Annotated in this window: 22 protein-coding genes; 9 read left to right on the forward strand and 13 right to left on the reverse strand. The window is 60.1% G+C overall.

Annotation, left to right across the window (positions count from 1 at the left end; translation table 11 throughout):
- Positions 1-11 precede the first annotated feature (11 nt).
- The 3 genes from cimA to cysS all read right to left on the reverse strand — a co-directional run bounded on the left by cimA (position 12) and on the right by cysS (position 3,863).
- The gene (cimA, locus tag ACFE72_RS00860; protein ID WP_375411148.1) at positions 12-1,610 is read right to left on the reverse strand and encodes a citramalate synthase; all 1,599 of its coding nucleotides are present in this window, start codon (positions 1,608-1,610) and stop codon (positions 12-14) included.
- Positions 1,607-2,119 (reverse strand): GNAT family N-acetyltransferase, encoded by a 513-nt coding sequence (locus ACFE72_RS00865; RefSeq protein WP_375411149.1) that lies wholly within the window; start codon positions 2,117-2,119, stop codon positions 1,607-1,609. Before ACFE72_RS00865 ends, cimA begins: the two co-directional genes overlap by 4 nt.
- A 115-nt stretch (positions 2,120-2,234) precedes the next feature.
- The gene (gene cysS / locus ACFE72_RS00870; RefSeq protein ID WP_375411150.1) at positions 2,235-3,863 is read right to left on the reverse strand and encodes a cysteine--tRNA ligase; all 1,629 of its coding nucleotides are present in this window, start codon (positions 3,861-3,863) and stop codon (positions 2,235-2,237) included.
- A gap of 278 nt (positions 3,864-4,141) precedes the next feature.
- On the opposite strand from cysS, the gene ACFE72_RS00875 reads away from it, so the two are divergent.
- The gene (locus tag ACFE72_RS00875; RefSeq protein ID WP_375411151.1) at positions 4,142-4,450 is read left to right on the forward strand and encodes a hypothetical protein; all 309 of its coding nucleotides are present in this window, start codon (positions 4,142-4,144) and stop codon (positions 4,448-4,450) included.
- Positions 4,451-4,583: 133 nt separating this feature from the next.
- Complete coding sequence (locus ACFE72_RS00880) at positions 4,584-5,726, forward strand: DUF2865 domain-containing protein (RefSeq protein WP_375411238.1); 1,143 nt, start codon at positions 4,584-4,586, stop codon at positions 5,724-5,726.
- Between the two features lie 15 nt (positions 5,727-5,741).
- Here the strand turns inward: ACFE72_RS00880 and ACFE72_RS00885 are convergent, their stop codons facing one another.
- The 3 genes from ACFE72_RS00885 to ACFE72_RS00895 are packed head-to-tail and all read right to left on the reverse strand — an operon-like array spanning position 5,742 to position 9,281.
- The gene (locus ACFE72_RS00885) at positions 5,742-7,493 is read right to left on the reverse strand and encodes an NAD+ synthase (RefSeq protein WP_375411152.1); all 1,752 of its coding nucleotides are present in this window, start codon (positions 7,491-7,493) and stop codon (positions 5,742-5,744) included.
- Positions 7,494-7,537: 44 nt separating this feature from the next.
- Positions 7,538-7,891, reverse strand: a complete 354-nt coding sequence (locus tag ACFE72_RS00890; RefSeq protein ID WP_375411153.1) for a diacylglycerol kinase — start codon at positions 7,889-7,891, stop codon at positions 7,538-7,540.
- 1 nt (position 7,892) lies between these two features.
- Positions 7,893-9,281 carry a class II 3-deoxy-7-phosphoheptulonate synthase gene (locus tag ACFE72_RS00895; RefSeq protein ID WP_375411154.1) on the reverse strand — a complete coding sequence of 463 codons (1,389 nt, stop codon included), beginning with the start codon at positions 9,279-9,281 and terminating at the stop codon, positions 7,893-7,895.
- A 169-nt stretch (positions 9,282-9,450) separates the two neighbouring features.
- On the opposite strand from ACFE72_RS00895, the gene ACFE72_RS00900 reads away from it, so the two are divergent.
- Positions 9,451-10,356 (forward strand): alpha/beta fold hydrolase, encoded by a 906-nt coding sequence (locus tag ACFE72_RS00900; protein WP_375411155.1) that lies wholly within the window; start codon positions 9,451-9,453, stop codon positions 10,354-10,356.
- 9 nt (positions 10,357-10,365) lie between these two features.
- On the opposite strand, the gene gor is transcribed toward ACFE72_RS00900, so the two are convergent.
- The 3 genes from gor to rpiA are packed head-to-tail and all read right to left on the reverse strand — an operon-like array spanning position 10,366 to position 13,064.
- Positions 10,366-11,760 (reverse strand): glutathione-disulfide reductase, encoded by a 1,395-nt coding sequence (gene gor / locus ACFE72_RS00905; RefSeq protein ID WP_375411156.1) that lies wholly within the window; start codon positions 11,758-11,760, stop codon positions 10,366-10,368.
- A gap of 29 nt (positions 11,761-11,789) precedes the next feature.
- The gene (locus ACFE72_RS00910) at positions 11,790-12,341 is read right to left on the reverse strand and encodes a DUF2059 domain-containing protein (protein ID WP_375411157.1); all 552 of its coding nucleotides are present in this window, start codon (positions 12,339-12,341) and stop codon (positions 11,790-11,792) included.
- A gap of 24 nt (positions 12,342-12,365) precedes the next feature.
- Positions 12,366-13,064: a ribose-5-phosphate isomerase RpiA gene (gene rpiA / locus ACFE72_RS00915; RefSeq protein ID WP_375411158.1), complete on the reverse strand. Its 699-nt coding sequence runs from the start codon at positions 13,062-13,064 to the stop codon at positions 12,366-12,368.
- Positions 13,065-13,241: 177 nt separating this feature from the next.
- Between rpiA and ACFE72_RS00920 the strand changes: the two genes are divergently transcribed.
- The 6 genes from ACFE72_RS00920 to nhaD all read left to right on the forward strand — a co-directional run bounded on the left by ACFE72_RS00920 (position 13,242) and on the right by nhaD (position 19,432).
- Positions 13,242-13,937 (forward strand): HAD-IA family hydrolase, encoded by a 696-nt coding sequence (locus ACFE72_RS00920; RefSeq protein WP_375411159.1) that lies wholly within the window; start codon positions 13,242-13,244, stop codon positions 13,935-13,937.
- 143 nt (positions 13,938-14,080) lie between these two features.
- A complete protein-coding gene (locus ACFE72_RS00925) occupies positions 14,081-14,539 on the forward strand; it encodes a hypothetical protein (RefSeq protein WP_375411160.1) in 459 nt (152 codons plus the stop codon).
- Positions 14,540-14,656: 117 nt separating this feature from the next.
- Entirely contained in the window at positions 14,657-15,691 is a 1,035-nt protein-coding gene (moaA, locus tag ACFE72_RS00930; RefSeq protein ID WP_375411161.1) for a GTP 3',8-cyclase MoaA, read from the forward strand.
- A gap of 298 nt (positions 15,692-15,989) precedes the next feature.
- Positions 15,990-16,529 (forward strand): TRAP transporter small permease subunit, encoded by a 540-nt coding sequence (locus ACFE72_RS00935; protein WP_375411162.1) that lies wholly within the window; start codon positions 15,990-15,992, stop codon positions 16,527-16,529.
- On the forward strand, positions 16,526-18,130 hold the full coding sequence (locus ACFE72_RS00940) for a TRAP transporter large permease subunit (RefSeq protein WP_375411163.1): 1,605 nt from the start codon (positions 16,526-16,528) through the stop codon (positions 18,128-18,130). Before ACFE72_RS00935 ends, ACFE72_RS00940 begins: the two co-directional genes overlap by 4 nt.
- Positions 18,131-18,151: 21 nt before the next feature.
- On the forward strand, positions 18,152-19,432 hold the full coding sequence (gene nhaD / locus ACFE72_RS00945) for a sodium:proton antiporter NhaD (RefSeq protein WP_375411164.1): 1,281 nt from the start codon (positions 18,152-18,154) through the stop codon (positions 19,430-19,432).
- Between the two features lie 58 nt (positions 19,433-19,490).
- On the opposite strand, the gene ACFE72_RS00950 is transcribed toward nhaD, so the two are convergent.
- From ACFE72_RS00950 to ACFE72_RS00965, 4 genes are all read right to left on the reverse strand, one after another.
- Entirely contained in the window at positions 19,491-20,576 is a 1,086-nt protein-coding gene (locus ACFE72_RS00950; protein ID WP_375411165.1) for a TRAP transporter substrate-binding protein, read from the reverse strand.
- 168 nt (positions 20,577-20,744) lie between these two features.
- Positions 20,745-21,833 carry a TRAP transporter substrate-binding protein gene (locus tag ACFE72_RS00955; protein ID WP_375411166.1) on the reverse strand — a complete coding sequence of 363 codons (1,089 nt, stop codon included), beginning with the start codon at positions 21,831-21,833 and terminating at the stop codon, positions 20,745-20,747.
- A gap of 191 nt (positions 21,834-22,024) precedes the next feature.
- On the reverse strand, positions 22,025-23,149 hold the full coding sequence (locus ACFE72_RS00960; RefSeq protein WP_375411167.1) for an Mrp/NBP35 family ATP-binding protein: 1,125 nt from the start codon (positions 23,147-23,149) through the stop codon (positions 22,025-22,027).
- Positions 23,150-23,218: 69 nt separating this feature from the next.
- Positions 23,219-23,608 (reverse strand): VOC family protein, encoded by a 390-nt coding sequence (locus ACFE72_RS00965; RefSeq protein WP_375411168.1) that lies wholly within the window; start codon positions 23,606-23,608, stop codon positions 23,219-23,221.
- Between the last annotated feature and the right edge of the window lie 12 nt (positions 23,609-23,620).

Raw genomic sequence — 23,620 nt, forward strand, 5'->3', positions numbered from 1 at the left:
GAAACGCTCCGTCACGCCGGCGCGCCGGATTTCACCAGCTTGTAGATCACCGAATCCATCAGCGCCTGGAATGACGCATCGATGATATTGGGCGATACGCCGATAGTGGTCCAGCGTTCGCCGGCCTCGTCCTCGCTCTCGATCAGCACCCGCGTCACGGCCTCGGTGCCGCCGTTGAGGATGCGGACGCGATAGTCGATCAATTTGAGGCCTTCGATGTACTTCTGGTATTTTCCGAGATCCTTGCGCAAGGCGACGTCGAGCGCATTGACCGGGCCATTGCCTTCCGCCGCAGATATCAGAGTTTCGCCGGCGACATCAACCTTCACCACCGCCATCGCCACGGTGACGCGCTGGCCATTGGCATTGTACCGCTGCTCGACATTGACATCGAACTGCTCGACCCGGAAATATTCCGGCACCTTGCCAAGCGTCCGCCGCGCCAGCAGGTCGAATGACGCGCTGGCGTTTTCGTATGCATAGCCCGCAGCTTCGCGTTCCTTCATCTCATTGACCAGCCGGACCAGTTTTGGATCGTTCTTGTCGTAAGGAATGCCGGCACGGTCCAATTCGGCGACGACATTGGAACGGCCGGCCTGATCGGACACCAGCACCTTGCGGTGATTGCCGATCGCCTCGGGCGGCACATGCTCGTAACTCTGCGGATCCTTCATCATGGCCGAGGCATGAATTCCGGCCTTGGTCACGAACGCGCTTTCGCCGACATAGGGCGCGTGCCGGTTCGGGGCGCGATTGAGCATGTCGTCCAGCGTCCGCGAAACCTTCATCAAGGTCGTCATCTTTTCCGCCGACACGCCGATATCGAAGGCCTCGGCGAACTCGGTCTTCAGCCGCAACGTCGGGATTAGCGAACACAGATTAGCGTTGCCGCAGCGCTCGCCAAGCCCATTCAACGTGCCCTGGATCTGGCGAACGCCGGCGCGGACCGCAGCCAGCGAATTGGCGACCGCCTGCTCGGTATCGTTATGGGCGTGGATGCCGACGTGATCGCCGGGAATATGTTTCACAACTTCACCGACGATCGCTTCGACCTCGTACGGCATGGCGCCGCCATTGGTGTCGCACAGCACCACCCAGCGCGCGCCGGATTCATACGCCGCCTTCGCGCAGGCCAGCGCGAATTGCGCATTCTCCTTGTAGCCGTCGAAGAAATGCTCGCAGTCCAGCAGGACCTCGCGGCCTGCGGCTTTGGCTGCCTTGATGCTGTCCCGGATCGAGGCGAGGTTTTCCTCGTTGGTGGTCTCCAGCGCGACGCGCACCTGGTACGCTGACGATTTCGCGACGAAGCAGATGGCGTCGGCCTTGGCTTCCAGCAGTCCTGCCAAACCCGGGTCGTTCGAAACCGAGCGTCCGGGACGGCGCGTCATGCCGAACGCGGTGAAGGCGGCGTGCTGGAGCCTCGGCCTGCTTGAAAAGAATTCGGTATCGGTCGGGTTGGCGCCGGGATAGCCGCCCTCGACATAGTCGATACCGAGGTCGTCCAGCATCTCCGCGATAAGCCGCTTGTCGTGCAGCGTAAAGTCGATGCCATTGGTCTGCGCGCCGTCGCGCAGCGTGGTATCGAACAGATAGAGACGTTCGCGGCTCATTGTGTCGCCCCCTTCGGCGCGTCGCTGGCAAGGGACTTCTGCATCGTGGTGTTGGCGAGCCATTCGCCGTTGACGGCCACGGTATTGCGTTGCTTGGCGACATAGCCGCGTTTAAGGAAAAAACCTTCCGCGTTGTCGCTGGCATCTACCGTAAGGCTTTTTGCACCGCGGCCGCCGGCGAGTTTTTCCAGCGCATCGCACAGCACCGACGCCGCCCCCTGCCCGGTGGCGCTGGGATGCACATAGAGCATGTCAAGTCGATCGGCACCCTTCAGCGATGCGAACCCGACCGGCGAGTTCTGCAATGTCGCGATCAGCGTGAGTTCGGAAGCCAGGCGCCTGGCGAATTGTTCTTCGTCATCCGCCGCGCTGGCCCAGGCTTCCCGCTGCGCCTCGCTGTAATCGTCGGCGGCCAATTCCTCGATGGCCGCAATAAAAATCGCCGCCAGTATCGGCGTATCCGCCGCAAGGAACGGCCGCAGCGCGGGTTTGGGCAGCGTCTGTCCCATCACGCCACGACGCCCCAGACCAGCCTGGCCGCGAGCAGGATCGCACCGATGATCAACGCCCATTTGATGAAGATGTAATAGCGCCAATGTTTCGGGAACGGCGTATCGGGCTTGGTCATTGCGCGATACTCCATTCCGTGCCGTTCTTTGAATCCTTGAGAGCGATTCCCATAGCGGCGAGTTGATCTCGAATGCGGTCAGATTTCGCCCAATCTTTTTGACTACGTGCCACCAAGCGATCCTCAATCATAGTTTGTATTTTTTTGTTGAAAGCGTCTGCTGCAGGGCCGCCAGCTTGGACCGTCCAACAACTCTCCACGACTTCATCAACTTTGGCACCTCTTTCCCTTAAATCTGAGATGATTTTCTCAATCCTTACTGCATCTCTGTTGGCACTGGCTGTACCAAGGGCATTCATCTCTGACCGGAAAAGCGCAAGCGCTTGAACATTTTCGTTTATAAACCGCGTATATATTCGAAGCGTACGTTCTGAAAGCACACCTAGAAACTTCAAATCTGAAAGCAGTTGCAATGCGTCGGAGATTGAACACGAGCAGTTTAGTTTTCGCTTTCGCAAAGCTGTGAGTGCAGCTGGCGTGTTTAGGTCGTCCTTCAGGGCAGCAATTACTTCCGATGATGGATTAAACCCAACTAGATTGGGCGTTTCAAATTTTAAAAGCTGCTTCTTAATAGGCTCATCTAGCTGCAGGATCGCTAAAATTTGTAATGCCCATTCGCGGATTTCACGCCAACTTTCACCCAACCCTTTTATGGTCCAATCGACCGGCGATCGGTAATGCGTCTTCAGCATGTTGAGGCGCAGCACTTCGCCCGGCCAATCGGCCAGCAGTTCCCTGATCGTCACGAAGTTGCCTTCGCTCTTCGACATCTTCGCGCCTTCGACCTGCAGAAATCCGTTATGCATCCAGACATCCGCCATGCGCGCTTGGTGAAACGCGCAGCAGGTCTGAGCGAGTTCGTTCTCATGATGCGGAAACACCAGGTCAATGCCGCCGCCGTGGATATCGAATTGCTCGCCGAGATGTTTCCACGCCATCGCCGAGCATTCGATGTGCCAGCCCGGACGGCCCTGAACTTCGATTCCGGCCGGTGACGGCCATGACGGCTCGCCGGCTTTCGCCGGCTTCCAGAGCACAAAGTCGGTCGCATCACGCTTGTAAGGCGCGACATCGACCCGCGCGCCAGCGATCATCTCGTCCAGCGAGCGGTTGGCCAGGATGCCGTAACGCGGCAGTATCGAATTTGCGCCGTTCATTGCCTGCGGCGAGAACAATACGTGATCTTCGGCGACATATGCAAAGCCGCCCTGCACCAGCCTTTCGATCAGCATGCGCATTTCGGCGATGTGTTCGGTGGCCCGCGGCTCTACGGTCGGGCGCAGGCAACCCAGCGCGTCGACATCGTCATGAAACTGCTTTTCGGTCAACTGGGTGACCTTGCCGATGGCCTCGTTCAGCGGCAATCCGGGAAAATCCCGCGCCGCCCGCGCGTTGATCTTGTCATCGACATCGGTGATGTTGCGGACGTATTTGACATGGCTCTCGCCGTAGAGATGCCGCAGCAGCCGGAACAGCACGTCGAACACGATAACCGGGCGCGCGTTGCCGATATGTGCAAAATCGTACACCGTCGGTCCGCAGACATACATGCGCACGTTGTCGGGATCGAGCGGCACGAAGGCGCGCTTTTCCTTGGTCAACGTATCGTAGAGTTTCAAATCCATGGATATCCCGTGCCTTGTGGCCGGGCGTCCAGTGATCTCGTATGAGAAAAGACGGCCTCAGCCAGCGAATCGCTAGCGAATAATCTCGCGGCAAATGCCGCAGATGGCGAGGAAACCGTTCATTCCGGCACCATGGAGCAGCCAATGGCGTGGCGTCAAGGCCCGAGGGGGCGAATTCGCCGGTGCTTGGGGCCGCCAACCGGCGCCGGCCATGGTTAATCATTGTTAACCCTTTGGGCTTATTGAATGAGGGTGATTCTCTCCTTTGCCGGTGTGACATGCGGTCGATACCAGCCCTTCTGGCCTGTGCGTTTGTCCTGACGGCTTCGGCGGCCTCGGCCGATAGCCGCGTATTCATTATCGCCAACCAGGCCGACGGCTACGGCATCGACCGGTGCCTTGCCAAAGGCGAGAAATGCGGCGCGCACGCCGCGCGGTCCTATTGTCAGTCGCGCGATTTCGCCCAGGCCACGTCCTATCGGCGTGTCGATCCCGATGAAATCACGGGGTCGGTTCCTAAATCCCCGGGCGATGCCTGCACGCAAGCCGGTTGCCACGAATACGTCGCCATCACCTGTCAACGCTAGGAGCGCTGGTGAACGCCGCCGTAATGGCGCCCCGGAAACGACGTGACGCTGCCTGGAGAAGCGGGTATGTGATGCCGGCGTTGCCTGCGCCGCGCCGGTTTCCACCTTGCCCGCAATCGCTCTATGGCTGGACATGCCCGAAACGCCGATACTCTTGTACTCCAGATCGATTTTGGCCGGTGCGGCCCTGCTCAGCGCGCTAAGCATCGATGCCTTGGCGCAGGTTAACCCGGCGGCCCCGGCCTCCCCGGGAACCGCTGTCAATCCAATGTGTCCGCGGCTGGAAGCGCAGCTTGCGACAATCGATCGCGGCGGCAGTGGTGACCCCGCCAGGGCCGAGCAAATCCGCCGCTATGAAGAGGCTGCGAGCAAACAGCAGGGCGAGCTCGACCGCGTCACCTTGCAGGCCAAGCGCATGGGTTGCGACAGTTCGGGGTTCTTCTCGCTGTTCAGCGGTCAGTCGGCGCAATGCGGTCCCGTCAACGGCCAGATCCAGCAGATGCGCGGCAATCTGGATCAGATCACCACCAGCCTCGAGCGGCTCCGTGGCAGTGGCGGCTTCAACCCGGAGCGCGACAATCAGCGTCGCTCGGTATTGACGGCGCTCGCGCAGAACAATTGCGGCCCGCAATATGCCAACGCCACGCGAGGCGGCAATTTTCTCGATAACCTGTTCGGCAATAATAATAGTCCCGCCGTGGCCCCTTCCGATCTCGGCCCGCAATCCGGGACGTTCCGCACCGTCTGCGCGCGTACCTGCGACGGCGCCTATTTCCCGATCTCGTTCGCGACGGTGCCGAGCCGGTTTCCCGATGACGAGAAAACCTGCAAGAACCTTTGCCCCGGAACCGAGGCCAACCTTTTCGCCTACCGGAATCCCGGTGAAGACATGAATCAGGCGGTGTCCGTCAGCGGACAGCCTTATTCGTCAATGCCCAATGCGTTCCGGTATCGAAATGAATTCGTCCCATCCTGCGCTTGCAAGGCCGCGGGCCAAACCTGGTCGGATGCGCTGAAATCAATCGACGACAAGGCCGCCGCCGAACAACAGGGCGACATCATCGTCACCGAAGAGAGCGCCAAGAAAATGTCGCAACCGCTGCCGAAGACGGCCGCCCCCGCCAAGAAGAAGGGCGGGGCTGCGCCGGCGACGGCCAGCACGCCGGCACCCGCGGCTGAACCTGCCCCGGCGCCGGCGGCGGCGCCACCGGACCCAGAACCGGCGAAAGACAAACCGATCCGCTCGGTCGGCCCCACCTTCATCCCCGCGCGCTAGACATCGGGAGTTGAATTACCCCTCGAACGCCTCCGCCGATCCGCTGCCCGGGCGCGACACCAGCGTCTCGTCGGGCTCGGGCAGCGGATTGCCGAGGTCGCGGAATTTGTTGGTGATCGGATAGCGCCGGTCGCGTCCGAAATTCCGGCGCGTTACCTTGACGCCCGGCGCCGCCTGCCGCCGCTTGTACTCGGCAATATTAAGCAGGCGATCGATCCGCGCCACCACGTCGCGGTCGAATCCGGCGGCGACGATCGACGCCAGCGGTTCCTCGCGTTCGACCAGCCGCTCCAGAATGGCGTCGAGCATGTCGTAAGGCGGCAGCGAATCCTGGTCGGTCTGGTTTTCACGCAGCTCTGCGGTTGGCGGGCGGGTGATGATACTGACCGGAATGACCTCACCCGGGGGACCGAGCGCGCCGTCGGGCCTCCATACGTTGCGCAAAGCCGAGAGCCGAAATACTTCGGTCTTGTAAATATCCTTGATCGGGTTGAAGCCGCCGTTCATGTCGCCATAGAGCGTGGCGTAGCCGACCGACATTTCGGACTTGTTGCCGGTGGTGACCACCATCGCGCCGGTCTTGTTGGAAATCGCCATCAGCAACGTGCCGCGCGCGCGTGCCTGCAGATTCTCTTCGGTGATGTCGCGGGGCAGGCCTGCGAAGGTGCCTGACAGAATGTCTTCAAAGCCGTTGACGGCGGGCGCGATCGGCAGCACCTCATAGCGAAAGCCGAGCGCGCCGGCGAGCTTGGCGGCGTCGTCGAGCGAAACCTGGGCGGTAAAGCGAAAAGGCAGCATCACGCCGCGCACGCGTTCGGCGCCCAGTGCATCGACCGCAATCGCCGCGCACAAGGCCGAATCGATACCGCCGGATACGCCGAGCAGCACACCGGGGAAGCCGGTCTTGTTGACGTAATCGCGCAGGCCCAGCACGCAGGCGGCATAATCGCCCTTGTCACCCTCCATGACCGGCGCAATCGGACCGTCGCAGCGCCAGCCGCCGTCGTCTCTGGTCCAGCGCAACGTGGTTACGCTCTCGGCGCACGCCGGAAGTTGCGCGGCCAGCGAACGATCGGCGTTCAGCGCGAACGACGAACCGTCGAACACGAGTTCATCCTGACCCCCGACCTGGTTGAGGTAGATCAAGGGAAGATCGCTCTCGGTGACGCGCGCAACCGCGATCGACAGCCGCAGATCGTTCTTGTCGCGCGCGTAGGGCGAGCCGTTCGGCACGATCAGGATCTCGGCGCCGGTTTCCGCAAGACACTCGACGACGTTCTCATAGTCCTCGGATTCCTCTAGCCAGGTATCCTCGCAAATCGGTACGCCAACGCGGATGCCGCGGATGGTCATCGGACCCGCGACCGGCCCGCGCGCGAACACGCGCTTTTCGTCGAACACCCCGTAATTCGGCAGATTGACCTTGAAGCGGATCGCCGCGATTCGCCCGCCATCCAACAGCACGCAGGCGTTATAGAGCTTGCCGTTATCCACCCATGGACTGCCGATCAGCACGGCCGGACCGTCCGCAGTCTCCCGCGCCAGATCCTCGATTGCCGAACGGCATGCCGATTGAAACGCCGGTTTCAATACCAGATCTTCCGGCGGGTAGCCGGCAATGAACAATTCGGGGAAGACAACAAGGTCGGCGCCGTCCGCCGTGGCCTGCCTGCGCGCGGCACGGGCCTTGGCGGCATTGCCGGCGACATCGCCCACGATCGGGTTCAGTTGGGCCAGCGTGATCGTAAAACGGTCGGTCTCGGTCATGAAGTGATGGTGCCTCGCGGGCAAACGAACTGCAATTGCCGGCTTCAGATGGCGCCAATGCGTTCGGCGATGGCAAACAGCCAGAACATCCCAGCCATGACCAGCGCGACACCGACCGCCGCGGAACCTACGTCCTTGACCCGGCCGATCTGCGGATCATGGTCGGTGGTCACGCGGTCGGCCAATTTCTCGATGGCGGTATTGAGTAATTCAACCACGATCAATAGCACGACGACGGCAATCAGTTCGACCCGCCGCATTCCGGTCGTCCCAATCAGCGACGCCAAAGGCAGGGCGAGCGCCAGCGCGACCACCTCTTCCCGAAAAGCCCGCTCGGAGCGGAACGCAAAGGCGAGGCCGTTCCTCGAGTTGAGCGTGGCGCGCCAAAATCGCAGCAATTCACAGTCCCGCCGCGGTTGGCATCGGCTGCATCTTGTCGCCGCGCTCCCGCTTGAGCAGTTCGGCGATCAGGAAAGCCATGTCAATCGACTGCTCGGCATTGAGACGCGGATCGCACACCGTATGATAACGGTCGTTGAGATCTTCGTCCGTGATGGCGCGCGCACCGCCGATGCATTCGGTCACGTCCTGCCCGGTCATCTCCAGATGGACGCCGCCGGCGTGGGTGCCTTCTGCCGCATGAACGGTGAAGAACGATTTTACCTCCGACAATATGCGATCGAACGGCCGGGTCTTGTAGCCGGAGGTCGAGGTGATGGTGTTGCCGTGCATGGGATCGCACGACCACACCACGGTATGGCCTTCGCGCTTCACGGCCCGGACCAACTGCGGAAGATGATCGCCGACCTTGTCTGCCCCGAAACGGCTGATGAGCGTGAGGCGCCCGGGCTCATTTTCGGGATTGAGCACATCAATCAGCTTCAGCAATTCGTCCGCCTTCAGCGAAGGTCCGCATTTCAATCCAATCGGATTTTTGATGCCGCGGAAATATTCGACATGGCCGTGATCGAGCTGTCGGGTACGGTCGCCGATCCAGATCATGTGGCCGGACGTCGCGTAGTAGCTGCCGCTCGTGGAATCGACCCGGGTGAAGGCCTGCTCGTAGCCCAGCAGCAGCGCTTCGTGGCTGGTGTAGAAATCGGTGACGCCCAAGTTCGAATCGACGGCGAAGTTCAGGCCGCAGGCACGCATGAAGTCGAGCGCCTCCGAAATCCGATCCGCCAAATCCATGTAGCGCCTGGACTGCGGCGAGCCCTTTACCGATTCGAGCATCCATTGATGGACATTGTCGACCGATGCATAGCCTCCCTTGGCGAAGGCGCGCAGCAGGTTCAGAGTCGCTGCGGACTGCCGGTAGGCTTCGATCTGACGCCGTGGATCAGGCGTGCGCGCTTCCGGCGTGAACGCGATATCGTTGACGATATCGCCGCGATAGCTCGGCAGTTCGACGCCATTGAACTTTTCCATCGGCGACGAGCGCGGTTTGGCAAACTGGCCGGCAATGCGGCCGACTTTCACCACGGGCAGCGCGCCGGCATAGGTCAGAACGATGGCCATCTGCAGGAAAACGCGGAAGAAGTCGCGGATGTTGTTGGCGCCGTGCTCGGCGAAACTCTCGGAGCAGTCGCCGCCCTGCAGCAGGAAAGCCTCGCCTTTGGCGACGCGCCCAAGCGCCTTTTTCAGATTGCGCGCTTCACCTGCAAAAACCAGCGGCGGAAACGTTGCAAGCTGCGCCTCGACATCGGCCAACGCCTTGGCATCGGGATAATCGGGTACCTGCAGCACGGGCTTGGCGCGCCAGCCGTCGGGTGTCCACCGCTCGGACATGACATCAACTCCTGAGCAAAAACCGCTACTTATGTGACAGAAGCGCCGGTTTATACACAGACCGGCGGCGGACCGCCAGTTGCAATTCCGCTTTTCGAACCAAGCCCTTGCGGATAAAGCCAAATTCGCCTTTGCTGCGCGCCGCGAAGAACCCGGGGGCAAAATCGCGGTGACCGAGGCTGGACTGGACGACGTTTTTATCGATGACATTACGTTTCCCGCCGCGGACCGGTATCTGCTTGGGGCGACGCTCTATCTGCCGCGCGGAGCCAAGCGGCATGCCGTCCTGATCAATTCAGCCGCAGCCGTGCCGCGCAAGCTATACAGGGGATTAGCCAGTTATCTGGCCCGGCGCGGCTGTGCGGTCCTAACCTATGATTACCGCGGCACCGGGGATTCCCGGCGAAAATCGCTCAACAACTTTAGCCAGCCTCGATCGCTGGTCGGCTTCAAGGCGTCGATGTCGGAATGGGCTGCGCTCGATGTCACCGCGGCGGTGGCCTGGATGCGCGAGCGGTACAACGCCCTGCCGCTCAATTATATCGGTCATTCGTTCGGCGGCCAGGCGTTGGGTCTGCTTTCCAATAATGCGGAAGTGTCGCGGGCGCTGTTCGTCGCAGCCCAGGCCGCAACATGGCGGCTGATGGCCTCTCCGGAACGATATCGCGTCTACGCGATGATGAATTTTGCCGGCGTGCCGCTGACCCACCTGCTGGGCTACGCGCCGGGCTGGGCCGGGCTTGGCCTCGATTTGCCAAAAGGCGTGTTTCTGGAATGGGCCAACTGGGTCAGAAACGAACGCTACATGTTCGACGATCCCAATCTCGAGGCGCTCGCGAATTTTCCGAAATACCAGGGAGCGCTGATGGCACTATGCATTTCCGACGACCCTTGGGCGACGCGGCCCGCGGTCGAACTGTTGTGCCGGGAATTTACCTCGATCGAGCCTGACGTCCAGACCATCACGCCGGCCGACGCAGGAACCGCCCGCATCGGCCATTTCGGTTTTTTCAAGCCAGAACATCGCGACACGCTGTGGCGGGGTGCCGCGGAATGGATCCAGACCGCGGATTAATGACCGACGCTATTCCGCCGCTTGCCGCACATAGCGCGCGGTTGGGGTGCGCATGGTCACCAGTTCTTCCGCCGCAGTGGGGTGCAACGCCATGGTGGCATCGAAGTCGGCTTTGGTCGCCTTCATTTTAACGGCGATGCCAAGGACCTGGACGATTTCAGCGGCGCCGTCCCCGACCACGTGGCAGCCGACGACGCGATCGCTGGTGCCGTCGACCACCAGTTTCATCAGGATGCGGGTATCGCGGCCCGACATCGTCGACTTGATCGGCCTGAAATCGGTTTTGTAGATATCGACATGGCTGAAATGCGCCCTCGCCTGCGCTTCGGTCAATCCCACCGTGCCAACCTCCGGTTGGCAGAACACCGCGGTCGGAATATTGCTATGATCGACCTCGACCGGCCGCTTGCCGAACACCGTATCCGCAAAGGCGTGTCCTTCGCGGATCGCGACCGGAGTAAGGTTGGTGCGATGGGTGACATCGCCGATCGCGTAAATGTTCGGCACCGATGTCCGGGAGAAGCCGTCCACCGCGATCCCGCCGTTGCGCGGATTGATGGCAACGCCGGCTTTTTCCAGGCCGAGATTGGCGACATTCGGATGCCGTCCTATCGCGAACATCACCTGGTCGGAAGCAATGCTGGAACCGTTGGACAAATGCGTGGTGAATTCCTCGCCCCGCTTGTCCACCCGTTCGATCCTGTTGATCGTGCAACCAGTCAGGATAGTGATGCCTTCCTTTTCCATCTCGGCCCGTACATGTGCGCGGACGTCGTCATCGAAGCCACGCAGGATGTTGTCGCCGCGATAGGTCAGCGTCACGTTGGAGCCAAAGCCTGCGAAAATACAGGCGAACTCCAGCGCGATGTAGCCCCCTCCCTGAATTACGATGCGCTTGGGCAGGTCCGGCAGATGAAACACCTCGTCGGAGGAAATCACATGCTCGATGCCGGGTATGGCCGGTCCGTGATTGGGCGCACCTCCCGTGGCGATCATGATGTACTTTGCCCGGACGGTTTCGCCGCTGCCGAGACGGAGCGTGTGCGAGTCCTCGAATACTGCGCGGGATTTGACGATGCGCGCCCCGGATTTCTCGACATTCGCGGTGTAAATGCCTTCGAGCCGCGCGATCTCCTTGTCCTTGTTGGCGATCAGCGTCGGCCAGTCGAATGTGGCCTGAGGAATCGTCCAGCCGAAGCCTGCCGCGTCTTCGATTTCGTGATGGATGTGGGAGGCAATCACCATGAGTTTTTTCGGCACGCAGCCGCGGATCACGCAGGTGCCGCCCATCCGATATTCTTCGGCCACCATGACCCGCGCGCCATATCCGGCGGCGATTCGCGCCGCGCGTACGCCTCCGGACCCGCCGCCGATGACGAACAGGTCGACGTCGAAATCAGCCATTTGCTTCCCCTACGCGCGGCCAGGTTCTGCTAAATCTCCTTGCCGCGTTTTTTCATCTCGACCCGGAACTGTTCATTGACGGTTTGGGCAAAGACCTGTCCCCATTGATTCATGTAGGACATGCTGAACTGAATCGCCCGCGGCTCCGTTGCCAGCAGTTTTTGGCCGAGCGGAGACTTGTAGAAGGTCACCAGGTCCTTCAACTCCTGCTCGGTAAACTCGTTGGCGTAGATCTTGGCCATGCCTTCGCCGATTTCCTGCTCTTTGCCGGCGAGATTTTTAGCGACAATTACCGCGACTTCGTTGAGGTCTCGCTGATAATTAAGATTGCTTTGCAGCAGCGCGTTCTTGGTCTGATCAACGATGTTGGGAACTGCAGCCTGATACATCGCACTGGCATTCTTCATGGCCAGAATTTCTTTTGCAGCTGCCAGCGCTGCCGGCGAAGCTTGCTTGAGCGCCGGCGCCGGCGCGGGTGCCGCCTGCTTGGGCGCAGGTTGCTGCGCATGGACCGAAGCGCCCGCCGAAGCCAGTCCGATTACAACGCCTGCGGCAGCCACGACGTGCGAACGATATTTCATTGCGATTCTCCTCAATTGCGGCGCTTACGGCCGTTCAACAACCCGAATTCCCTGAGAGCCTGCCAAGACCACCATGCCGGCGAGACCAATGAACAGCCCGTGCTCGACAACGCCTGGTATCGAATTCAACAATTCAGCCAGGCGCGGCGCATCGGCTATGCGACCGAGATGGGCATCGATAATCCAGTGGCCGCCATCGGTGACAAAAGCATGGCTATTCCCGGCTTTCCGGATCACCATTTGCCCGGAACCGCCGGTTTCCGCAAACACCTGCGCCATCGCGCGCCGCGTCGCCGACAGGCCGAACGGAATCACCTCCACCGGCAGCGGAAAGCGGCCGAGGGTTTCGACAAATTTGGAATCGTCGGCGATCACGATCATGCGATCCGACGCCGCCGCAACGATCTTTTCACGCAGCAATGCGCCGCCGCCGCCCTTGATGACGTTGAAAAAGGGATCAATTTCATCCGCGCCATCGACCGTCAGATCGAGCCGGTCGATGTCGTCCAGCGAGGTCAGCGGGATGCCCCAACGCTGAGCATCGGCACGTGTTGCCTCGGAGGTCGGCACGCCAATGATATTCAGGCCGCCGCGGACCCGCTCGCCCAGGAGTTCGACGAAGTGCTTCGCGGTCGAGCCGGAACCGAGGCCCAGTTTCATGCCGTCGCGCACATGTTCGAGCGCCCGCGCCGCGGCCTGTCTTTTCAGTTCGTCCATGGTCACGCGCGACGATGCTCCAAAAACCCTGCCGATCGTCCTGCCAGCACGCCGGCGCGCGGCATGTCTAGCGTCGTTTTGCGATGAGGAACAGGGTTATACGCCTATTTTCAACGGAACTACCGGTGCTCAGCCGGCAACCTCCCACTTGCAAGATTGCTCGGAGGCCGGTAGCGATCCACTATGGAGCTTTCGCGCACCATTGTATTCGACCTGGATGGCACGCTGGTAGATACGGCGCCGGATCTCATCAATGCGCTGAATTTTGTTCTTGACCGCGAAGGTCTGCCTGCGGTGCCCATGAAATCGGCTCGTAACATGATCGGTGCCGGCGCCCGCAAACTATTGGAGCGCGGATTGGAGGTGGACGGGCGCCACGTCGATCCAGGGGATCTCGACCGGCTGACCGGCATTTTTATAGATTATTACGCGGCGCATATTGCCGACGAGTCTCGTCCGTTCGAAGGTCTGGAAGACGCACTCGACAAACTTTCCGCGCGTGGATGCCGATTTGCGGTCTGCACAAACAAGCTGGAGTGGCTGTCGAAGCTGCTTCTCGACAAGCTGAATTTGAGCTCGCGCTTTTCCGCGATCTGCGGGGCCGATACTTTTGGAGTTTCCAAACCCGATCCGGCCATCCTGCAACAGACCGTCCTGCGTGCCGGCGGGCATCTTTCCTCGACCATCATGGTAGGCGACGCCGGGACCGACGTCGGCGTCGCCCGGCGCGCGAATGTGCCGGTGGTCGGCGTCGATTTCGGCTATACGGAGGTTCCCATGGCGGACCTCAAACCTGACCGCCTGATCGGCCATATGAGGGACCTGCCGGCGGCGGTGGATAATCTGGCAGCCGAACGGCAGCCTCAATCAAACTATTGATAAATCTATATAATTAGCAGGTGACGATTACCGTATTAACCATCAGTTAACGATTCCCGTCCGCGCGGTTGCGCCGATGTCATGACACTCCTATGGTCCCGTCCGGGATCGTGCGGTAAGCCGCAATAAATGACGGATGGATCATGCATCGTGTCATCGTGAGTGCTGTGGCAGGGCTTGGTTTGGCCGGTTGTTCTTCGTTCTCCATGGATGCCTTCAAGGCCGCGCCGCCTCTGGTAAACGTCCAGCTTGAATCCGCGCCGCAGGGAGCCAACGCGGTCACGTCCCTCGGACCGGGCTGCAAGACGCCTTGCTCGGTTTCCGTGCCTGCGGCGGATAGCTTCACCGTCACCTACACGCTGAACAAATATCAGCCGTTGACCGTCCCGGTGCAGGTGATCCGTATTCCCGGCGACTTCTCGACTCCAGCCTCGACGACAGTCGATCCGGATCCGGTCGTTGCCGAGCTGCAGCCGGCCGGGCCACCGCCCAGGGCGATACGAAAGCCGATGAGGCCGAAAAAACCGAAGTCCGCGGCCGCCGCACCCGCTGCATCGCCATTCCCGACACCGGCAGCTCCCGCCGCGGCACCTACCCGTTAGGTGATACGCCGCAATCGGCCTTTGCCCCGATTGCATGCGCGGCGCGTCATGCCTAGATGAAACCGGAGCGCCTGCCCCGCTGTCGCAACTGCTGCGACAGTGCTATAGGCTTATCAGATGACCCTCGACGCGTTGAATCATCCCGGATCGCCGCCTTCGGCCATGACCGACCCGTTTGGCCGGACCATCAGCTATTTGCGGGTGTCCGTCACGGACCGCTGCGATCTGCGCTGCTTTTATTGCATGTCCGAAGACATGACCTTCTTGCCAAAAGCCGATCTGCTCACGCTGGAAGAACTCGACCGGTTGTGTTCGGCGTTCATTGCCAAGGGTGTCCGGAAGTTACGGCTCACCGGCGGCGAGCCGTTGGTCCGTCGCAACGTGATGTTGCTGGTGCGTTCGCTGTCGCGCCATCTCGATAATGGCGGGCTGCGCGAATTGACCCTGACGACCAACGGATCGCAACTCGCGCGGTTTGCGAGCGAGTTGCGGGACTGCGGTATCCGGCGGATCAACGTCTCGCTGGATACGCTCGATCCCGCGAAATTCCGGGCCATCACCCGCTGGGGCGATCTTGCCAAGGTTCTGGCCGGCATCGAGGCTGCGCGCGCCGCAGGTCTCGCGGTCAAGATCAACACCGTCGCGTTGAAGAACATGAACGAGGAAGAGATACCGGCGCTGATGAAATGGGCGCATGGCAACGGCATGGCGCTGACGCTGATCGAGGTGATGCCGATGGGCGACATCGGCGAGGGCCGCGTCGACCAATATGTGCCGCTGTCCATGCTGCGCGCGCGCCTCGCCACCCAATATACGCTGACCGATCTGAAGGACGATACCGGGGGTCCGGCGCGCTACGTCCATGTCAGCGAAACCGGCGGCCAACTCGGTTTCATCACGCCGATGACCCATAATTTCTGCGAATCCTGCAACCGCGTGCGGATCACCTGCACCGGCACGTTGCACACCTGCCTCGGCCACGAGGATGCCGCCGATTTGCGCAAGCCGTTGCGCGCTTCCGCCGATAATGACCTGCTCAGCGCCGCGATCGATCGCGCCATCGGCCTCAAGCCCAAGGGCCACGACTTCATCATCGACCGCCGGCACAACCGCCCCAGTGTCAGCCGCCATATGAGCGTAACCGGCGGCTGAGCTTTCGGGCGCGGTCTACGAAAGACGCACAACCGTTTGATCCCACGTCAACTTGTCCATTTTCCAATTGACGCCGTCACGAGGCGCTGAAATGGTGCGGTCGCTTTCATGCTTGCTGGCTGGACAAGCCGCTGCGCCTGACGGGTGCGGTCAAGACGGCAAAAGCGCAAATGGGGGGACTATTGTTGCAATCGCTCCTGCAGATGAGCCATGGCTCTGCGCGTTCACCGCGCTGCGGCGACGCGATGCGCGTTGAAGCTTTTGGCGTGCTTTGATGGCGAGCGCCGGGGAGAATGCGATGCGCCCACTATTGGCCGTTAGCTCGGCGATCGACCAGCTCAATGAAAAGATCGGTTACGTTTGCAATTGGCTGGTGTTGGCCGCCTGTATCGTGAGCGCGGGCAACGCCATGATACGCTACGCGTTCGGTTATAGTTCGAACGGCTGGCTGGAACTGCAGTGGTACATGTTCGCCATTCTGGTCATGTTCGGCGCCGCCTACACGTTTAAACGCAATGAGCATGTCCGGGTCGAGATTTTCTACCTGTTCCTCTCCGAGCGCGGCCAGCTCTGGCTCGATCTGATCGGCACGCTGTTTTTCCTGATCCCTGCCTGTCTGCTGCTCAGCTATCTGTCCTGGCCGTTTTTCTATCAGGCCTATGCGGTCGGCGAAATGTCCGGCAATGCCGGCGGCCTGCTCCGCTGGCCGATCAAGCTCGTCGTTCCCTTCGGGTTCGTGATGCTGGCACTTCAGGGCGTCTCCGAAGTGATCAAACGCATCGCGGCACTTCAAGGCCAAGTGACGATCGATGCGAAATATGAGAGGCCTACCCAATGATCACGCTGGAGATGATGCCGCCGCTGATGTTCGGCGGCCTGGTTCTGGCGATGCTGATCGGCTATCCGGTGGCCTTTACGCTGGCCGCAGTCGGGCTCTTGTTTGGCTTTCTTTCGATCCATCTAGGCTTTTTTGACCTTAACTTTCTGCAGGCGATTCCGGGCCGCGTATTCGGAAGCGTGCTTTCGAACGAGCTGTTGCTGGCGATCCCGTTTTTCACCTTCATGGGAGCGATTCTGGAGCGCTGCGGTCTTGCCGAAGACATGCTGGATTCGATGGGGCAGCTGTTCGGCCCGATCCGGGGTGGCCTCGGCTATTCGGTCATCATCGTCGGCTTTATCCTCGGCGCCATCACCGGCACCGTGGCGGCGCAAGTCATCGCTATGGCCATGATCTCGATGCCGGTGATGATGCGCTATGGTTACAACATCCGTTACATCACCGGGGTGCTGGCGGCATCCGGGACGATCACGCAATTGGTGCCGCCGTCGCTGGTGCTCATCGTGCTGGCCGACCAGCTCGGCAAGTCGGTCGGCGACATGTATCTGGGCGCCTGGGGGCCGTCGGTTTTTCAGATCGTCCTGTTTGCTGGCTACACCTTCGCGCTCGGCATCGTAAAGCCGGATCACGTGCCGGCGGTGCCGGTCACCGAACTGACGCTGACCGGCTGGCCGCTCTGGCGCAAATGTCTGATGGGCATCATTCCCTCTGCGGTTCTGATCTTCGTCGTGCTTGGCACGATGATGATGGGACTGGCGACGCCGACCGAAGCCGGCGCCATGGGCGCGGTCGGGGCGATCGTGCTGGCGGCGATACACAGCAAGGATTTCAGCAGCGCAGGCCGCAAGGTTCTGATCGTCGGTATCATCGCCTGCGGTATCGGCACCATCATCGGTATCTTCCTGACCGAGGGGCTGATCTTCAAGCTCGCCTTTGCCATCACCTATGCCGCGGTGGTGTGGATCTGCCTTGAGGCCGTGCGTATTCCCGAACTGCGCGATCTGATCAAACAGGGCTACGAGACGACCATGCGCATTACCACCATGGTCACCTTCATCCTGATCGGGTCGACCTGTTTCTCGGTGGTGTTCCTCGGCGTCTCCGGCGGCGTATGGCTGGAACACCTGCTGACATCCCTGCCCGGCGGCGTTTGGGGCTTCCTGATCTTCATCAATCTGTTCATCTTCTTCCTGGCGTTCTTCCTCGACTTCTTCGAGATCGCCTTCATCATCCTGCCGATGATCGCCCCGATCGCGCAGAAAATCCTGGCGCCGGTCGTTGGCCCGGATGCCGCACTGATCTGGTTCGGAGTCATGCTTTGCGTGAACATGCAGACATCGTTCCTGCATCCGCCATTCGGATTTGCGCTGTTCTATCTGCGCGGCGTTGCGCCGAAAGAGGTCAAGAGCTCCGATATCTATTGGGGCGCGATGCCCTGGATCGGACTTCAAGTGATCATGGTCGTGCTGGTGATCGCTTTTCCGGTTACGGTAACCGGCCTGCTCGACAAGCCGCTGAGTGTCGATCTTAACAAGATCAAGATCGAGGTTCCGCAAATGGAGCTTCCGCCGCTGGATTTTGGTCCGCCGCCGAAAAACTAGTCTGCTTTCGAGGAGGCTGGATTGTCAGGCGTGATTGTGACCGTTTTCGTTGTCGCTTACACTGCCGTCGCGCTGGAACAGGCCATTAAAATCAACAAGTCCGCATCCGCACTGGTCGGCGCCGGACTGCTGTGGACGGTTTACGCAGCATTGAGCGGCGATCACGCCCTGTTGGAGCGACAGCTCAACGGGTCGGTTTCCTCAACCGCTCAAATCGTATTCTTCCTGATTGGAGCAATGACGATCGTCGAGGTGATCGATGCTCACAACGGTTTCGAAGTAATCACATCGATCATTCGAACCAAGAAACAAGTCACGTTGATGTGGCTCGTCGGCTTCGTAACCTTTTTCCTGAGCGCGATACTGGACAATCTGACGACGACGATCGTCATGATCTCGCTGATGAAAAAGCTGTTGGGAAACCAGAGCGACCGCTTGTTCTTCGCCGCGATGATTGTAATTGCCGCCAATGCCGGCGGGGCCTGGTCGGCCATCGGCGATGTAACCACGACCATGCTTTGGATCGGAGGACAGATCACGCCGCTTGCCATCATCAAGGGGGTCTTTGTGGCCTCGCTGATCAACCTCGTCGTTCCGCTGTTTGTCGTAAGTTATCTGCTGCGAGGCAAAGCCATTGTTTCACCGAGCGATGCGCAAAGCGACCTGCCGCGGATCAGGATCTTCGAGCGCAATCTGATATTCTATCTGGGGTTGGGCATCCTGGTGATGGTGCCGGCGTTCAAGACCGTCACCCATCTACCTCCCTTTATCGGAATATTATTCGGGCTGGGAATCCTCTGGACGGCCGGGGAACTGATCCATCGGAATAAAGAAGAAGATGAAAAACAGCATTTGACGCTTGTTCACGCGTTGACGCGGATCGACATGAGTTCGATCATTTTCTTCATCGGAATCTTGCTGGCCGTCGCTACCCTGGAACACAGTCGTGTTCTCGACATGCTCGCGAAATGGCTGGATGTGCACGTCGGGCGCCAAGACGTTATCGTGGTCTTGCTCGGTTTGCTCAGCGCGTTTGTGGATAACGTTCCCCTGGTGGCGGCGTCCATGGGCATGTACAGCTTGACCCAATATCCAGCCGACAGTTTCTTGTGGGAATTTATCGCCTACTGCGCCGGTACCGGCGGATCGATCCTGATCATCGGTTCGGCAGCGGGCGTGGCCGCCATGGGTCTCGAAAAAATTTCCTTTTTCTGGTACGTGAGACGTATCAGCGGCTTGGCACTGCTGGGTTATTTCAGCGGAGCGGCCGTCTACATCGTCCAGTACAGCCTGCTTCACTGACCAACCAGGTCGAAACCCCAAAGCATTGCTCCGGGTTTCGACCGTTGCGCGCGGAGGCTCAACTTTGCGAGCGACGCGCCATGAAGTTGTCGTAACCGGCCTCCGCGACCTGGAACCATTGATAGCCGGTGTTGGAAAAGGCGGTCAGCGACTCGTAGACCTTTTTGAAGTTTGCGTTGCCCGCGGCGACTTCGCTGTGCAATTCCTTCGCCGCCTTGAAACTCGCTTCCATGATGACGGGTGAAAAGGCATGCAACTTGGTCCCGCCGGCCAGCAGCTTCTTCAACGCCGTCGGATTTACGGCATCATATTTTGCCATCATCCAGTTGTTGGCGTAGTGGCCGGCCTGCTCGAGAACATTCTGGTAATATTTCGGCAGCGCATTCCACTTGTCGAGGTTGACCATGGCAAGGAGCATGGGGCCGCCCTCCCACCATCCCGGGTAATAGTAGTGCGGAGCGACCTTATAGAGGCCTAGTTTTTCGTCATCATAGGGACCGACCCATTCCGCCGCGTCGATGGTGCCCTTCTCCAACGCCGGATAGATGTCGCCGCCGGCAAGCTGCTGCGGGACGCAGCCGAGCTTCTGCATCACCCGGCCGGCAAAACCGCCGATGCGAAATTTCAATCCTTTGAGGTCGTCGACGGTATTGATTTCCCTGCGGAACCAGCCACCCATCTGACAGGTGGTATTGCCGGCGAGCAGGGAGGTGACGTTGTACCCCTTGTAAAATTCGTTCAAGAGTTCCTTGCCGCCACCAAGCATGTACCAGGCTTGATTGAGGCGCGCGTTCGGCCCGAAGGGCACCGACGAACCAAACGTAAAAGTCGGATCCTTGCCGAAGTAGTAGTATGACGCCGTGTGGCCCATCTCGACGGTGCCATTTTGTACGGCATCGAGCACCTGGAGGCCGGGAACGATTTCGCCTGCAGCGAAGGTCTGGATCTGGAATTTGTTGTCGGTGGCTTCGCCCACCATCTTCGCCATCTGATCGGCGGCGCCATGCAGGGTATCGAGCGACTTCGGCCAACTGGTGGTCATGCGCCATTTGATCTCCGGCATCGATTGCGCGATTGCCGGTGCGGCGATGGCGGCGCCGGTAACGCCCAAGCCTGTCACCTTGATAAAGTCTCGTCGCTTCATTGAGCTCTCCCTCTGATAATCGGCGTTTGATGCAGCCTTCTTGTTGAGGCCTGAGCGGAGCATGGAACATCCTGGCCGGGATTTCCATCACGAACTGCCGGTTGCACGTGCAAAAAAACCCGGCGTTCTTGCGAACGCCGGATTTTTGCCACGCTACTTAAGACGTAATCAGCCGCGGGTGCGCGAGCGGATCATGAAACTGTCGAAGGTGTATTCTGCAACCTGCCACCATAGGTACTCGTCGGAGCGGTAGGCCTGCATCGCATCGACGGATTTCTTGAAGTCGGCATTCTTTGCGGAGATTTCGGCCCACAATTCGTTGGTCGCCTTCAAGCATGCATCGAGCACTTCGTTGGTAAACGGCCGAAGCTGCGTTCCGCCGGCAACCAGACGCTTCAACGCGGTCGGGTTCTGCATGTCGTAACGCGCGGCCATCCAGGTATTGGCGTTTGCGGTCGCGTTGGTGACGATGGCCTGATAATTCTTCGGCAGCGAATTCCATTTCTCCAGATTGCAGAAAGCATGGATGGTCGGGCCGCCTTCCCAGAAGCCTGGATAGTAGTAATACTTCGCAACTTTCTGGAATCCGAGCTTCTCGTCGTCGTAAGGTCCGACCCATTCGGCCGCGTCGATCGTGCCCTTCTCCAGCGCCGGGTAGATGTCGCCACCGGCGAGCTGCTGCGGTACGACGCCGACTTTCTGCAGGACCTGGCCAGCGATGCCGCCGATGCGCATCTTCGTTCCTGAAAGATCGGCGACCGTCTTGATTTCCTTGCGGAACCAGCCGCCCATCTGGGTGCCCGTGTTGCCGCAGGGAAAACCGATTACGCCGTGCTTGGCGAAGAATTCGTTGCCAAGCTCCATGCCGCCGCCCTGGTACCACCATGAATTCTGCTGGCGCGCGTTGAGGCCGAAGGGCACCGATGCATAGATCGCAAAGGTCGGGTCCTTGCCGACGTAATAATATGAGACGGTGTGGCACATCTCGACGGTGCCATTGGCGGCTGCGTCGAGCGCCTGCAGGCCGGGTACGACTTCACCCGCCGCGAAGACTTGAATCTGAAACTTGTTGTCGGTCATTTCAGCGACGTATTTCGAAAACTGCTCGGCGCAGCCATAAATCGTATCGAGCGACTTCGGGAAGCTCGAGGTCAGGCGCCACTTGATCTCTGGCGACGATTGCGCGATCGCCGGCGAGGCGACCGCCGCCGCCGCGGCGCCGGTTGCGGTAACTTTCAAAAAATCACGACGCTTCATTCAGGCATCTCCTTTGCGGTTTTTTTGGATTTCCTGGAGCGCGTTCCAGCGACGACGCGAATCCGCGTCAACCGACGGCGCTCCGGTGCAGGCGTCTTTAACATGGATATCTCGTTGCGGAAACGAAACCAAGGAATGACGGCAGATTAAACGAAAGTCGAATGCCGCGAATGCAGCGCTTTCGGGAGCCTTTACGCTGCCGCAATGACGCCCTGGAGCTGATCGCGAACCTTGGCCCCGATTGCGCGGTAGATCGCCGCATGAGGTCCATCCGGCTCGCTTTCCACCACCGGCGTTCCCGAATCGGAGGTGGCTCTGATCGACATGTGCAGCGGGATTTCGCCCAGAAAAGGCACCGCAAGCCGCTCCGCCTCATGCCGCGCGCCGCCATGGCCGAAAATATCCGATCGCGTGCCGCAATGCGGGCATTGGAAATAGCTCATGTTCTCGACAATGCCGAGTACGGGAACATTGACCTTCTTGAACATCGCAAGCCCGCGGCGGGCATCGATCAGCGAGAGGTCCTGCGGCGTCGAGATGATGATTGCACCCTTAAGCGGCACGTTCTGCGCCAGGGTCAACTGGGCGTCGCCGGTGCCGGGCGGCATGTCCACCACAAGGATGTCGAGCGTGCCCCACACCACGTCGCGAAGCATCTGGGTGATCGCCGACATCACCATCGGGCCGCGCCAGATCATCGCGGTCTCTTCCTCGACCAGAAAACCGATCGACATCACGGCAAGACCGAACCGCTTAATCGGAAGCATTTTCTTGGCGTCGTTGAGTTGCGGCTTCTCGCGAATACCGGTCAGCCTCGGCACCGACGGCCCATAGATATCGGCATCGAGCAGGCCGACGCGCAATCCGAGGTCGCGCAGGCCCAATGCCAGATTGAGCGCGGTGGTGGATTTTCCGACGCCGCCCTTGCCCGACGCCACCGCGATGACCGCGGAAATACCGGGAATATCCGACTGTTTCGACATCGGCGAACCCGATGCCGACTGCGGACGGTGCGAGGAGACGTGCGGCACGCCTTGCGCATGCCGATGCGGCGGCGGTACCGCTCCCGCCTTGCGTTCGGCGGTCAGCGCGATCATCGCCGCGGTGACACCGGGAATAGCGCGCACGGCGGCTTCGACCTCGGCCCGGACGTTTTCCCAGGCGTGAGCCTCGGCGGCGTCGACATTGATTGAGAAAAACACCTTGCCGTCGTTGACGGTGATCTCGGACAGAACATTCGCGTCCGTCAAAGCGGCGCCGCGCGGCGACATCACCTTGGCCAGGGCTTCATGAACCTGCTGCTGCGTCACACTCAAACCAAATCTCCAGGAATCCCGGTGCTTCGACCGGACACATAGAGCGAACCAGCAAGAAAGGATACCGCGTCAGGCCTTTTCGTTGGCCATTTCATAATTGAGTTCTAGCATCACGCCGTTGGGATCGGTGACAAAAATCTGCCAGACGGCGACGCCCGGCACCTCACGGACGTCGAACGGCAGATCTTTGGACTTGAGCCGCTGTTTCATGTCGGCAAAGCCGCGGCTTGCGAAGGCGACATGGTGCACCACGCCTGAATCCGGTTTCTGCTGCTCGTCCGTCTTCGAAATATCGACGAGATGAACCACCGGCTTGCCGTCGCTGTACATCCACGCTCCCGGGAAGTTGAAGTTCGGCCGGTCGCCGCTCTTGAGATCCAGCACATCCTCATAGAATCTGACGGTGTCGGCGAGTTTTCGGGTCCGGATGTTGAAATGATCGAGCAGGCCTACGCTCATATCTATCGCTCC

Origin of the sequence: uncultured Bradyrhizobium sp. (genome assembly GCF_964252615.1) — a bacterium.
Classification (GTDB): domain Bacteria; phylum Pseudomonadota; class Alphaproteobacteria; order Rhizobiales; family Xanthobacteraceae; genus Bradyrhizobium.